Consider the following 13,739-nt stretch of genomic DNA (forward strand, 5'->3'; position numbering starts at 1 on the left):
TCGATAATCTTGCAGCATTTTATAAGTAATAGCTATGATTGTACTCTTATCGTATTTTTTGGAGGGAGAAGAGATGGTGAAACCAAAAATTGAAGACGTTGCCAAGCTTGCTGGTGTTTCACCAACAACTGTTTCTAGGGTATTAAATAATCGTGGGTATATTAGTGAAAAAACTAGAAAAAAAGTTCACGATTCGATGGAACAATTAAATTACTATCCTAATGAAATTGCTCGTTCACTGTTTATCAAGAAAACGTACTTAATAGGGCTTATTTTTCCAAGTACTGGTAATCCGTTTTATGGACAGCTTATTTTTCATTTAGAGAATATTTGTTCTTCATTGGGTTATAAGGTATTACTCTGTAATAGTCAAAACCGTGAAGATAAGGAAAGAAATTATTTGAAAATGCTACAAATGAATCAAGTTGATGGAATCATAGCTGGTGCTCACAATAGAGGAATTGAAGAATACGAAATACCAATGCTGCCAGTAGTTGGTATCGATCGTTATTTATCAAATAAAACACCAGTTGTATCTAGTGATAACTATGAAGGTGGTCAACTAGCGACTCAACTATTAATTAATAAAGGATGTAAACAAATCATCCATATTAATGGACCACATTATTTAGAGACTCCTGCAAATCTAAGAAGAAAAGCATATGAGGATGTTATGAGAGCTAATAACCTAAATCCACTTACATATGAATTTCCTCTTAATGCAACAGGTGAAATAGTCATAAATATTGTGAAACAAATATTTGATGACCATCCTCAAGTGGAAGCAATATTTGCAAGTGATGATTTGATTGCATCTAAGGTCTTAAGAGAGGCTAGAAAAAGAAACATTAATATTCCACAAGATTTAAAAATAGTTGGGTATGATGGTACCGAAACCACAAGAATGCTGCTGCCTGAATTAAGCACAGTCGAACAACCCATTAAAGAAATAGCTGAAAAGGCTGTAGAAATTATCATTAAACAGATTAATGGTGAACATGAAGATATTCAATTAGAAACCATTTTACCTGTTAAAATAATTGATAGTGAAACGACGTAGAAAGAATAAACTTGAGTAAGAGGAAAAATTTTATGAATTATATGTCATGCGGTTGACACGTAAAAAAAGATGGCATATAATTCTGATTGTAAGGGTTTTCATAAAGGTGTAAAAGTCTTTGGATACTGCGAACTAATAGATTTGAAATGCTAATCTTTAGAGGTTGAAAAATTTTTTGAACAATATGTCATGCGGTTGACATAAGGGGGATGTCCCATATTATTAATAAATAAATAGTTTTTAATTTCCTAGATTTAGATATTAACGGTAACTTACTGAAGTCAATTAGGTACCAAACTAGCTTGCATAGTAGCTTAAATATATTTTTGAAAGTGAGGAAAAGATATGGATACGGAGGTTAGGATGTCAACAAAAGTAGATCAACCTACACAAAACATAAAAAAAGCTAAATTTAAAAAGCTGTTAAACAATTATCAACTCTATTTATTTTTATTACCTGCATTAATTTATTTTATTGTCTTTCACTACTTCCCAATGTATGGAGTCATTATAGCCTTCAAAGATTTTATTGCAACACAAGGTATTATGGGAAGTCCTTGGGTAGGCTTTAAGCATTTTGAGAGATTTTTTGAATCATATCAATTCTGGAGTTTAATAAAGAATACACTTAGTCTTAGTGTTTTACAATTAATCATTGGATTTCCGTTACCAATTATTCTTGCATTAATGATGAACCAAATAAGACATGAGAAATACAAAAGTTTCGTACAAACGGTGGTGTATGCCCCTCATTTTATCTCAGTCGTTGTATTAGCAGGTATGATTTATGTTTTCTTCTCAAACAATGGACTTATTAATAATTTCATCATGATGTTTGGTGGAGAATCTATTTCGTTTATGGCGAAACCAGAGTGGTTTAAACCATTATATATTGGATCGGGAGTTTGGCAGGAAACTGGATGGGCAGCAATCATCTATCTAGCAGTTCTTGCAGGAGTTAGTCCTGAACTTCATGAAGCGGCAGTAATGGATGGTGCGAATAAGTGGAAGCGAATTTTACATGTCGATATCCCTGCTATTATGCCAACAGCAGTCATTTTACTTATTTTAAGTGTAGGTAATATTATGAACATTGGGTTTGAAAAGGCTTACTTGTTGCAAACACCTTTGAACCAGCCTTCAGCAGAAATTATTCCGACATACGTTTATAAAATGGGTTTGCAACAGGCTCAATATAGCTTCGCTGCAGCAGTAGGGTTGTTCAATGCCGTTATTAATTTAATTTTATTGGTGGCTATAAACAAATTTGCTAAGAAATTATCAGGTCAAGGTCTGTGGTAACTAGGAGGGTGAAGGATTATGGGGTTGCTCGCAATGAAGAAAACACCAAGAAGATCTAAAGAAGATAAAATTTTTGATTTAATTAATATTTTCCTAGTCGCAATCATGGTTATATTAGTCGTCTATCCTCTTTACTTTATCGTGATTGCGTCGATTAGTAACCCGGATATGATCTATGAGGGGAAAGTATGGCTACTGCCAAAAGACATTACCTTTGAGGGGTATCAAAGAATCTTCAGTGATAGCAAGATTTGGTTAGGTTATAAAAACTCGATCATCTATACGTTCGTAGGAACTCTTGTAAATGTTTCATGTACATTAATGGCTGCTTACGCACTATCACGTAGAGATTTATATGGAAGAAACCTAATTATGTTTCTATTCCTCTTCACGATGTTTTTTTCCGGGGGATTAATTCCGACTTATTTAGTAGTTAAGGATTTAGGATTACTAAATACGATGTGGGCATTAATTTTACCGAAGGCTGTTGCGGTGTGGAATGTCATCGTTGCAAGAACTTATTTCCAAACATCTATACCAAATGAGTTATTAGAGGCGGCAAAGATAGACGGCTGTTCTGATGCAAAATTCTTTTGGAAGATTGTCCTGCCACTTTCAAAACCAATTGTGGCAGTAATGGTTTTATTTTATGCGGTTGGACACTGGAACTCGTATTTTGATGCATTAATTTACTTGAATAATGAGGATTTGTATCCTCTTCAATTGATTCTACGTAATATCTTAATTCAAAATGAAGCTTCTACTCAAATGATGAGTGACATTGATTCTTTAGCAGCAAAACAAAGAGTTTCAGAGCTTATAAAATACGGTGTGATTATTGTCGCATCCATTCCACTCTTGGTCTTATATCCATTTGTACAAAAGTACTTTGTTAAGGGAGTTATGATTGGTGGAATTAAAGGTTGATCAATTCAAACAGGTTTCTTAAAGGAGGTGGGGACTCCGATTTATACTCACTTAAGCATTAATATTGTTTATATATTAAGGGGGAAAAAGGAATGATTAGAGCAATGAAAAGAAGCATAGAAAGAAACAAGAAAAAGAAAATGTCTATAGCCCTTGCACTTGGCTTAAGTGCTTCATTTGCCTTAACAGGTTGTTCAAGTAATGAGTCAGAAAAAGAAGCATCAGCTGTACCTTTTAATGAAACAGGTTTACCGATTGTTGAAAAAGAGGTGACATTAAATTTTGTTTCACCGAAACAACCTCTAGCACCTGATTATTCTGAAATGGTCATCTTTGACAGACTTCAAGAAGCGACGAACGTGAGTATAGAATGGAACAATATCCCTGGAGATGGATACCAAGAAAAGAAAAATTTATTACTGGCAAGTGGTGATCTACCAGATGCTTTTTATGCTTCAGGTTTTACAGATCAAGATCTAATGCAGCATGGGCAAAGTGGTACGATTATCCCTTTAGAAGATTTAATCGATAAATATGCACCTAATTTAAAGAAATTATTTGAAGAAAGACCAGAGCTTAAACAAATTGTGACTGCTCCAGATGGGCATATTTACTCTTTACCTCGTGCTGAAGAGATGGATTTAATAGGGATGCCAAATATCATGTATATTAACCAAACATGGCTAGATAAACTTGGTTTAGAAATGCCAACAACATTAGAAGAATATCATGATGTCTTAAAAACATTTAAAGAAAAAGATCCAAATGGGAATGGAAAGAAAGATGAGATCGGTTTAACATTTTGGTTTAACGGTTGGGCAGGTAATGAAGGAGATTTAATCGGTTTATTCGGTTTGCCAGATGCTTCATTTGAGGCTGATCATCGAGTTGTTCGTGATGGAAAAGTGATTTACGCAGCAACACAACCTGAGTATAAAGAGGCAATTGCATACTATCATCAATGGGTTAAAGAAGGACTAATTGATCCAGAGGTTGTCACTCAAGATACTGCCCAATTATTCGCAAAAGGTAAAACAGAAGATCCAACACTTGGTTCTTTCATTTGGTGGGAAGATACAGAAGTAGTTGGTACAGACCGTGTGGATGATTATGCGATTTTACCACCTCTTAAAGGAAAAGACGGTGAAATTATTGTAGGACGATCCAATTATTCTGAATATGGTAGAGATGCATTTATTATTACATCTGCTAATGCAAATCCAGAGATTACAATGCGTTGGGTTGATCAATTATATGATCCGAAAATGTCTGCGCAAATTAACTGGGGACCAATCGGTGAAATCTATGAAGAAGATGAAAATGGTAAGTTAGTTAACAAAGAATTACCTGAGGGTGTTGCGATGGGAGAATTACGTCAAAAAGTTGCACCAGGTGGACCGTTTGTTGTCTTAAAGGAGCATTTTGGAAAAGTGGTAGAAATGGAGCCAAGAGCAAAAGAACGTTTAGAAATTCTTGAAAAATACTACAAACCACATATGGTTGAGGAAAACTATCCACAAATCTTCTTTAGTGCAGAAGAGCTTGAAAAGATTAATACAATTGAACCGGAAATCAAAGAATTTGTGAAACAGAAGGAAGCCCAATGGTTAGTTGAAGGTGGAATAGAAGAAGAGTGGGATGAGTATGTCGAGCAATTAGAAGGAATGGGATTAAATGAATTAATGGAAGTTTATCAAACTGGGTTAGACCGTTTTAATAAAGAGTTATAATGTATCCTTTCCTTAAGGCCAGATGTTCTTTTTATCTGGCCTTTCTATTTAAAATGTAGAAATAGGTGATAGACATGAAAAGAGTAACAGCTTTAGGAGAATTATTAATTGATTTTACACCTTCAGGATATTCAGATAAAGGACATGGATTATTCGAAACGAATCCTGGTGGAGCCCCTGCGAATGTTTTAGTAGCTCTTTCAAATTTTGATATTCAAACATCTTTTATCGGTAAAGTTGGGGATGATCAGTTCGGCCATCATCTAAAAAAGGGATTAGAACAATATAAAATTGATACTACTAACCTTTTATTTTCAGATCAAGTAAATACAACGCTAGCTTTTGTCCATTTAGACCCTACTGGTGATCGTTCCTTTCATTTTTATCGTGAGCCAGGTGCAGATATTATGCTAACGGAAGAGGAAATTAACGAAGAGTTGATCCAACATTCACAAATCTTTCATTTTGGGTCATTATCGTTGACACATGAGCCTGCTGCAACAGCTACATTTAAAGCATTAGAATATGCAAAGAAACATCATGTAATGATTTCATATGATCCTAACCTGCGTATTCCTTTATGGGATTCACTTGACCGTGCGAAAGAAATGATACTAAAAGGGTTAAAATATGCTGATATTGTCAAGTTGTCAGAGGAAGAACTCGTCTTTTTGACTGGATATGAAGATTTGGAAAAAGGTACGGAAATGATTCAAACTCAATACGGGTGTTCTGTTGTGTTTGTCACTTTAGGACCAGAAGGCTGCTTTTATAGATCGAAAAGTCATAGTGGAAGAACATCAGGATTTCATGCCGAGGTTGTAGATACAACTGGTGCAGGGGATGCTTTTGTAGGCGGTGCTTTATATAAAATACTAGAGTTGAATAAACATGTAAACTTGTTAAATCAATCTGAATTAATTGAGATAGCCACATTTGCTAATGCAGTAGGGGCATTGGCGACAACTGAAAAAGGTGGGATTCCAAGTATGCCATCAAAAGAACAAGTAGAAAAAATTTTACTTACTAAATGTTAACTAATAATATATGAGATTTTAAAAAGCTGGGGAGAAAGGAAGTACTAAGTTTATGAACAACATGGAGACTAAACAACAATATTACACAGAGACGTATCGACCGCAATTTCATTTTTCACCAGAAGCTAATTGGATGAATGATCCTAATGGTATGGTTTATTTTGAAGGTGAATATCATCTATTTTATCAATATCATCCAAATGGAACGACATGGGGACCAATGCACTGGGGGCATGCTATTAGTACAGATCTTGTCCATTGGGAACACTTGCCGATCGCATTAAAACCAGATGAGCATGGGATGATTTTTTCAGGCAGTGCAGTCGTTGATTGGAATGATACAAGCGGTTTCTTTAATGGTCAATCCGGTTTAGTAGCAATGTTTACTCATGCTGACACCTACCCAGGATCTGAACGCCCTAGGCAAAGACAAAGTATTGCTTATAGTAAAGACAATGGACGAACATGGGTGACTTATGAAGGAAACCCTGTCATTTCAGATGAAAGTATTACTGATTTTAGAGACCCAAAAGTATTCTGGCATAAAGAAACAAAAAAATGGGTGATGATTTTAGCTTCAGGTCAAACTGTGAGACTATATACATCCAAAAATCTTAAAGAGTGGGAGTTTGCAAGTGAATTTGGAGACGGTCATGGATCACATGAAGGAGTATGGGAGTGTCCCGATTTGTTTGAATTACCAGTAGATGGGTATTCCAATCAGAAAAAGTGGGTCTTGTTTTTGAGTATAGGTGATGACCCAAGCTTTGAAGAAGGATCAAGGACACAATATTTTATTGGGGAGTTTAATGGAGAAACATTTACAAATGACCACAAACCAGAAACGACACTTTGGATCGACAAAGGAAGAGATAATTACGCTGGAGTAAGCTGGTCGGATATTCCTAATGAAGATGGGAGAAGAATTTACCTCGGCTGGATGAGTAACTGGAGATATGCAAATATCACACCAACTAAAGAATGGCGAAGTGCGATGACGATTCCAAGAGTCCTTACATTAAAAACAATGAAGGAAGGAGTTCGATTAGTTCAACAGCCGGTTCAAGAATTACAAAAAATTCGTGAAAAATCGATACACATAATGAATCAAACAATCGTGCCAAGCGAAAATATCATTTCTAATGTAAAAGGAAACACACTTGAAATTATTGTTGAGTTTGAATTTGGTACTGCTGCGGAATTTGGTTTAAAAGTGTGTAAATCAAATCTAGAGGAAACGGTCATTGGATATGACGTTACTCAACAACGATTGTTTATTGATCGCACGAATTCTGGAAAATCAGATTTTAATGAATCCTTTGTTGGTAAACATGAGGGAGAATTATCTCCTTATGATAACAATAAAGTGAAGTTACACTTATTTGTTGATTGGTCTTCTGTTGAAGCGTTTGGAAACAATGGAGAATTGGTGCTGACAGATTTAATATTTCCAGATCAGAATAGTAAGGATCTTGAACTGTATGCTGTTGGTGGGAATGTAAAAGTAAACACATTAGAGATTCATATGCTAAAATCAATTTGGAGAAAATAAACATTAAAGATTAGGGATAAAGGATGAGTGACGTGAATAATCGACTATTGAACACAATAAATACAATCGTAGATTACTTTCTTTTGAATGTATTGTGGGTAATTGCCTCAATCCCCCTAATAACCATTTTCCCAGCAACAGCAGCAATGTTTGGTGTTGTCCGTAAGAGACAGTTACAGAAAGAAACGAATGGGATTTTTAAAAGTTTTTATATACAGTTTAAAGATAATTTTAAACAAAGTATTTTATTATCTATCGTTTGGGGTATCGTTGGTGCTTTCTTGTATGTTGATTATAAGATTATCAGTCCAGAAAGCTCCGCCTTTCAGTTGATCCTTTATATATTGCTGATAATTGGTCTTATTTTATTTAGTTCTATAACTATTTACCTTTTTCCAATCATGGTACATTTTGAGTTGAATTGGAAGAATGTTATCAGAAATGCATTTTTCTTCTCACTTATGAATCCTATTTTAACAATTCTTTTATTAATCATTGTTGGAATAGGTGGTGCTATATTGTATGCATATCCAGTTTCCATATTTATTTTAGGAAGTTTTCTAGCATTTATCGTTTATTATTTATGTCAAATGATGTTTAACCAAGTGATGATTAAAAAGGAAATTGGCTAAACAATTAATTTATACGGACATATAAAAAATATTTTTTCATTAAGTTTAGCATTAAATGTGGGAGGGATTTCTCCCTTTAATTTCATAAAACAACTATGTAAGAAAGGCTTCTATTGAATTGGAAGCCATTATTCTTATTGTGTGGTGGTTTAATGAATACTTTGGCTAACTGATGGTTCATCTTTGTGAAGAAGTGTACTTAAACAAACGGGTGCTTTAGCTTAATAAGCCAAATTAAAAAAGTCGATTCCTTTATATATAGGAACCGACTTTTTTATGCTAAAATTTGCTTAACGTTGTAAATCAGCATTTTTCTGACGCAACCCTAATAAATGCCTTTATTATTTTTAAGTCACCATTAAAATGCTTGTTAAACCTTTTGCTATCTTTCCAGCGCTATGTTTTCCGAGAAAGGATATTCAGAACTCACAAACTTGAAGATATTTGCAGATAGAATAGCAACACCATCCCTATACTTTTGAGTAAAGAAACCACTTTCTATAATGATTTTGAGCTATCCTTTAAGGATAGCACCCACTACATAGTCCAATGCTATTTCTTTGGCTTTTCACTCATTAAATAAATTGGTTCCAAGGAATAACCTAACCCTCTTAAGGGATGCGTTCGTCCAATTTCTTCACATCCACGACGATATCAAATGGGAAGATATGCAGATCGCTATTTTCATCATAAATTCGATAATGACGTTTGTTGAAATCGATGAAGGATACATGCCCTTTTATAGTATGGATGAATCCGTTCATAAAACGGCTGAACTCACATAATAATCCTTACTTCATAGCTTCATGAATGTTCATTTCAATTTCTTGCATCATTTGTTCATCAATTATAGGCTTTTCTATTTTTTCATAGTCCATCCGTGCTTTGTCGAGTAATTTAACGTACTCCGGAAGCATCATTGCTGATTGCCATTTAATATTTCCTCGGTCTTTTATCAATTCAAAAACCTCCTTGTCAGATCACCATTTTCTCTTTTTGAATAACCGGAACAAAGGAAAGAATGTTGTTGTAAGAAAACGCACGTTGCGTTTTACGTAAAAAGCAGTAGGCAACCATGAACCCTTCATTTACTTTTAAAACGTTAATTCGCCTCTGACTGATTTGACCGCTGTTTGATAGATAAATCATTTCAACAACTTGGTTACTCTCCATTGCATGCAACATTTTGTTCTTCACTTTGCTCCCTCCTTTCCTTCTATTATAGAACAAATGTTCGCTTTGTATTCAAAAAAATAAATCCTACTCATCCAGTAAGATCCAATTTTGACGCTATCCATTCAATTGTGCTTAAAGATTCAATCAGACAAAGTTACTCATACAAGTTCATTTTAATGGTTAAAATATCTTTTTTTCATTTAAGCCTCTTTAATTTTCAGCTTACGATTTTTTTATCACCTTGGAGAATACGCCCTTTTTCTTTTCCTTTTCTTCTAATTTTTCGTGTAACCTCATAATTTCCTGTTGTTGGAGCCCATGAGACAAGCGAACAATCAATGTCTAATATAGGAATAGCCGGAGGTTTCTGCAACACGCCCTCAGGCTACCGAAAAACATATCGCCAAATCGTGGTAAAGGAGCAAGAAAAACATGATAACGAACAAAGAACAAATGATTGACTGGTCCATCCGGACAAAAATATACTTTCGTATATTGATGATTATAAAAGAGAACTGTTAAATTAGAAAATGGTTTTTCTGCTAAATTATTGTGTTTGATATTTATACCCGACTCTATCTTATAAACATTACCTTCGTACTTTATTCAAGAAAAAGGCCTAAATATTCATTTCATAGTTATTTATCCGTATCGTTAGATGGAAATTTTTCATCTACTATTAAAAGCTTATTTTCTATTGTTAATGATGTGTACCCTTTTGACGACTCCGCTACTAGGAAAAATGTGAAAGGAGAATTTTAAAAAATGACATCAAGAAAAAAACGATATATCGTTCACAAATCTTATAGCGTTAGTAAACTGAATAATAACGAGTACCTTGATCTGGATATTGATGAGATCAAAAGAGGCTTGAAAAGTGTTCAAAACATGCTTAACGCTCAAACTCAGACAAATATTAGTGAAAATACGCTTTGCGATCAAGAGATCTACAATGTAGACATCATGTATTACAGTGAATAAGCATAAAAAACAATATAAAGGAGAATCATATGTTAGAAAATGTCTCGATCATCATCCCTTTTCAGACTGATTACGGTCCAAGAGCTGAGGCATTTGAGTGGGTAAAAAAATACTATTCTACTGTAATGCCAGAAGCTGAGTTATGTTTAGGTATATTTGAAAATAACGAGATAAATAAATCAAAAGCAGTAAACCAAGCCGCAAAAAATGCTACAAGAGATATTTTTGTGATTGCTGACGCAGACATCATTTATGATCCAGTCGTGATTACTGAATCAATTAAGTTACTCAATGAAGCAGCATGGGTTGTGCCATTTACTGAAATATATGATATTCCTCAGAAATTAACTAAAAAACTAGTTAAATCAGATCCTACCTTGCCTATAAATGTTGAATTAAAGCACTGTCAAAAGGTGAATTGGCTCTATGATGAATTTGCAGGGAAATTAAATGTTATACCAAGGGAGCATTTCGAAGCGGTGGGTGGCTTTGATGAACGTTTCATCGGCTGGGGAGGGGAGGATGACGCATTTTCTCATGCAGTGAATACACTTTGTGGTCAATTTGTGAATTATGAAGGCAGACTTTTTCACATGTGGCATCCCCCATCTCATTACAATACGAATCCAAATGGTCAAGCAAACATAGCACTTTTAAAGCGATACATTGCGGCAAGCGGAAATAAAGAACAAATGGAGCAGCTGATTAAAGAGCGTAAAAAATATTTAGCAAACCAGTACACAAAGGATGAAAGTACATTATCTACTTGTAAAATTTGCTTCAGTGTACTCGTTCATAAAGACCGTGAACTTGTCAAACAACTCGTTGAAAATATACGGCTTTATTGTCCAAATAGCATAGTAGTTCTATATAACGGTGGGGATGATCCAGACCTTTGTGAAGACTTAGGAGTGCCAGTTTGTCCAACCAGTCATAAATTAAAGCGTGGTTTTACAACGATCTATTTTCTTGAAACCATGGAATGGATAGAAGAATTGGCTATCGAGTATGATTACTTTATCAATATCGATTCAGATTCATTATTTTTTAGAAAAGGGTATGAAGAGTTTATTGAAGAGCAAATGAAAAATACGGACTATATGGCCGTAAGTCTCCGAAAACCAGAAGAAGATTGGTATATAGGTAAGGAAATGAAAAAAGATATTGATACATGGAAGCAGCTTTTTAGTGTTGATCCATTATATGGAATTTTTAATGTTGGCCAAGTGATAAATAGAAAATTAGTTAAAGCGTTATTAGAACCACAACTAAAAGAAAAATTAACCGTGTCTCTTACAAAAACAAATTCATTTGGAACGGATGAGATTCTATTTGTAAACATGGCTAAACAATTAGGATTTAGGATCAAAAGCTATCCCCGTAAGACAGACTCTAAATTAATTAGGTTTCGCCCTTATTTCACATTAAAAGAAATGATAGACTCGATCAATTTGATAGAAGAAGGATGGTTGTGCCATCCAATTATCCGTGAACAGAGTGATCCAGCAAGAGAATTAATTATACGATTGGATAGCGAACATTACATCAAGCAATTTAAAACAAATCAGTTTCCATGGTACGAAAATGATTCTTATCGTTTTCATCCTTCCATTCCAATTAAAACTAATTTTGGTAATGATGAACTTATCGTTCAGTCCGATGGACATTTATGTCATTACTGGGAAGATCCTATAAATAAGACATGGACTAAGAGCGAGACATTTGCTGAGGGGGTATCTGGTACACCATTGTTTTATGAAAACCTATCCGGACAGTTCGTGGTCGTTTGCAAGCTTGAAGCTGGCGGCGCTGCGCTATGGTGGAGAGATAATAAACAAATTGGTTACCCATGGAATGGTCCTTTTCAAATCACACAAGAGAATATTGAGCCGATTATGCTTTCGCAAACGAATAATGGGCATCACTTTATCGTATGTAAATCAGGGGATAAATTAGAGTATTGGGTTAGAAGGCTCTTAAATCAGAAAGAAATATGGGAAAAAGCCATTCCATTAGACAGCTAGGAGGTGAAATGATTGAAAGGAATTATCCTTTGTGCAGGAAGGGGCACACGGGTGCAGCCGTTTAGCTATTCATTGCCAAAAACTTTATTGCCCGTGATGAATCGACCGCTCCTGGACCACGGGCTTGAGAAAATGATAGCGGCTGGGATCAGAGAGATCGGAATTGTCATCAATCCATCTCAAAAAGTCATTTTAGAGCATATAGAATCAAACTATCCTGATGGTGCCATTAAAGTTTTTGTACAAAATAAACCTTTGGGAATTGCACATGCACTTCGATCTGTGCAAAATTTTATCGGGCAAGAATCATTCTTGCTGTTGTTAGGCGACAACCTGCTGGCTGAACCGTTCGAGTCTTTGATTGAAGCGTCAAATGGTAATCGTTCTTCTATTCTCTTAAAGAAGGTTGTCAACCCAGAAGAATTTGGGGTGGCTTTAATTGAGCAGGGAAAAATAACAGGAATTGAAGAAAAACCCACCAACCCAAAAAGCAATTTGGCTGTGATGGGTGCCTATATTTTTCAAGCTGAACTCTTTGAAGCCATTCATGCTATACAACCGTCTGATCGCGGAGAATATGAGATCACAGATGCTATTCAATGGTTGATCGATCAAGGTCATGATATAGCCTATATTGAAACACACCTGCCTACTTTTGATGTTGGGACTACTGAACGATGGCTTGAGGCCAACGCTTGGATGATGGGAGCACAAAGTTCAGAAGTGAGTAGAGGACAAAACACGCGTATAGAAGATTGTTTATTTTATGGGAAAGTTCATATCGGAGACGCATGCATTCTTAAAAATGCCATTATTGGTCCTAATGTAACGATACAAGATGGCTGCTTCATTCAAAATTGCAGGATTCAAAATAGTATAATTATGACTAATGCAACTATAAAGTCTAATTATTTAATAAGAAACAGTATTATAGGCAATGCAGCCGTTTTAAAAACAGAAGATTCCTCAGATGGTGTACTAACATGCATGCTTGGGGATCAATCAATTTGGAGTTTAAATCGTCAGGAGTCCTCTATTTTTAAGCAAGAAGGATAAAGTATAATTAATTGAACTAAAGTACCTAACCAGAGAATCTTTATAGAGCTCTCTGGTTTTTTTATTTGTTTCAAAATGATCAAATGATTTTTTTATTTACCACAGTACTATGCTGTACTACCTGTTCGGATCTATATAGTAAAGGAAAATACGTAAACTGTACTTAAGGTATTTTCACTGAAGACTAATAATAGAGGGGGATTTCTTCAGTCAATGGTATATCAGTTTTTGGAAAAGGAGTTTTTCTGGTCTAGGGGTAATT

13 protein-coding genes are annotated in these 13,739 nt (G+C 35.0%); 10 read left to right on the top strand and 3 right to left on the bottom strand.

Annotated elements, in window-relative coordinates; translation table 11 throughout:
* Positions 1 to 76 precede the first annotated feature (76 nt).
* The 7 genes from KP78_RS12775 to KP78_RS12805 all read left to right on the top strand — a co-directional run bounded on the left by KP78_RS12775 (position 77) and on the right by KP78_RS12805 (position 8,240).
* Positions 77 to 1,060, top strand: a complete 984-nt coding sequence (locus KP78_RS12775; RefSeq protein ID WP_041089973.1) for a LacI family DNA-binding transcriptional regulator — start codon at positions 77 to 79, stop codon at positions 1,058 to 1,060.
* 363 nt (positions 1,061 to 1,423) lie between these two features.
* Positions 1,424 to 2,362 (top strand): ABC transporter permease, encoded by a 939-nt coding sequence (locus KP78_RS12780; RefSeq protein WP_106388567.1) that lies wholly within the window; start codon positions 1,424 to 1,426, stop codon positions 2,360 to 2,362.
* Positions 2,363 to 2,380: 18 nt separating this feature from the next.
* Positions 2,381 to 3,289: a carbohydrate ABC transporter permease gene (locus tag KP78_RS12785; protein WP_106388568.1), complete on the top strand. Its 909-nt coding sequence runs from the start codon at positions 2,381 to 2,383 to the stop codon at positions 3,287 to 3,289.
* A gap of 92 nt (positions 3,290 to 3,381) precedes the next feature.
* Positions 3,382 to 5,019: an ABC transporter substrate-binding protein gene (locus tag KP78_RS12790; RefSeq protein WP_235420923.1), complete on the top strand. Its 1,638-nt coding sequence runs from the start codon at positions 3,382 to 3,384 to the stop codon at positions 5,017 to 5,019.
* Between the two features lie 74 nt (positions 5,020 to 5,093).
* Positions 5,094 to 6,056 carry a PfkB family carbohydrate kinase gene (locus KP78_RS12795; protein WP_041089487.1) on the top strand — a complete coding sequence of 321 codons (963 nt, stop codon included), beginning with the start codon at positions 5,094 to 5,096 and terminating at the stop codon, positions 6,054 to 6,056.
* Between the two features lie 61 nt (positions 6,057 to 6,117).
* Positions 6,118 to 7,608, top strand: coding sequence for a glycoside hydrolase family 32 protein (locus KP78_RS12800; RefSeq protein WP_041089976.1), 1,491 nt, complete (start codon positions 6,118 to 6,120; stop codon positions 7,606 to 7,608).
* 32 nt (positions 7,609 to 7,640) lie between these two features.
* A complete protein-coding gene (locus KP78_RS12805) occupies positions 7,641 to 8,240 on the top strand; it encodes a YesL family protein (RefSeq protein ID WP_041089490.1) in 600 nt (199 codons plus the stop codon).
* 611 nt (positions 8,241 to 8,851) lie between these two features.
* Here KP78_RS12805 and KP78_RS20730 read toward each other — a convergent pair.
* From KP78_RS20730 to KP78_RS12815, 3 genes are read right to left on the bottom strand one after another with little or no spacing between them, the layout of a single operon-like run.
* Positions 8,852 to 9,004, bottom strand: coding sequence for a YolD-like family protein (locus KP78_RS20730; RefSeq protein WP_157841498.1), 153 nt, complete (start codon positions 9,002 to 9,004; stop codon positions 8,852 to 8,854).
* 27 nt (positions 9,005 to 9,031) lie between these two features.
* Complete coding sequence (locus KP78_RS19240; protein ID WP_084220026.1) at positions 9,032 to 9,199, bottom strand: YolD-like family protein; 168 nt, start codon at positions 9,197 to 9,199, stop codon at positions 9,032 to 9,034.
* Positions 9,200 to 9,215: 16 nt separating this feature from the next.
* Positions 9,216 to 9,437 (bottom strand): transcriptional regulator, encoded by a 222-nt coding sequence (locus KP78_RS12815; protein ID WP_041089492.1) that lies wholly within the window; start codon positions 9,435 to 9,437, stop codon positions 9,216 to 9,218.
* Between the two features lie 744 nt (positions 9,438 to 10,181).
* On the opposite strand from KP78_RS12815, the gene KP78_RS12820 reads away from it, so the two are divergent.
* From KP78_RS12820 to KP78_RS12830, 3 genes are read left to right on the top strand one after another with little or no spacing between them, the layout of a single operon-like run.
* Positions 10,182 to 10,397 carry a hypothetical protein gene (locus KP78_RS12820; RefSeq protein ID WP_041089495.1) on the top strand — a complete coding sequence of 72 codons (216 nt, stop codon included), beginning with the start codon at positions 10,182 to 10,184 and terminating at the stop codon, positions 10,395 to 10,397.
* A 29-nt stretch (positions 10,398 to 10,426) separates the two neighbouring features.
* Positions 10,427 to 12,421 carry a galactosyltransferase-related protein gene (locus KP78_RS18715; RefSeq protein ID WP_052474802.1) on the top strand — a complete coding sequence of 665 codons (1,995 nt, stop codon included), beginning with the start codon at positions 10,427 to 10,429 and terminating at the stop codon, positions 12,419 to 12,421.
* A 12-nt stretch (positions 12,422 to 12,433) separates the two neighbouring features.
* Positions 12,434 to 13,477 carry a sugar phosphate nucleotidyltransferase gene (locus KP78_RS12830; RefSeq protein WP_041089496.1) on the top strand — a complete coding sequence of 348 codons (1,044 nt, stop codon included), beginning with the start codon at positions 12,434 to 12,436 and terminating at the stop codon, positions 13,475 to 13,477.
* Positions 13,478 to 13,739: the final 262 nt, after the last annotated feature.

The sequence above is a fragment of the Jeotgalibacillus soli genome (assembly GCF_000829435.1).
In the GTDB taxonomy this organism is placed as follows: domain Bacteria; phylum Bacillota; class Bacilli; order Bacillales; family Jeotgalibacillaceae; genus Jeotgalibacillus; species Jeotgalibacillus soli.